The sequence below is a fragment of the Saccharothrix sp. ST-888 genome (assembly GCF_000955975.1).
GTDB lineage: Bacteria > Actinomycetota > Actinomycetes > Streptomycetales > Streptomycetaceae > Kitasatospora.
Genome location: NZ_JYJF01000846.1, coordinates 1 through 317 on the forward strand (window position 1 = coordinate 1; position 317 = coordinate 317).

1 protein-coding gene is annotated in these 317 nt (G+C 68.5%); it reads right to left on the minus strand.

The features are described 5' to 3' along the window. Positions 1-250, minus strand: a 250-nt coding sequence (locus UK12_RS34790; RefSeq protein WP_045307223.1) for a thioredoxin family protein, incomplete at its 3' end; no start/stop codon positions are given. Positions 251-317 lie beyond the last annotated feature (67 nt).

Genomic DNA, 317 nt, shown 5'->3' on the forward strand with positions numbered 1-317 from the left:
TCTGGTAGACGTTCAGCGTCGGGATGGCGGTCACGTTGTGCGCGGTCGCGGTCTCGGTGTTGGTGTCGACGTCGAGCTTGGCGATGGTGGGCTGCTCGCCGTGCTCCTTCGCGATCTCCTCCAGGATCGGGGCGACCGGGCGGCACGGGCCGCACCAGGTGGCCCAGAAGTCGACCAGGACGGAGTTGTCGCTCTTGAGGACCTGGGCGTCGAAGGGCGCGTCGGTCACGGTGATGGTGGCGCCGGCCACGGGAACTCCTCTGGGTCACGGACGAGATGGAGCTTCGGCCCGGATGATCCGGTCGGCACCCTTGGGG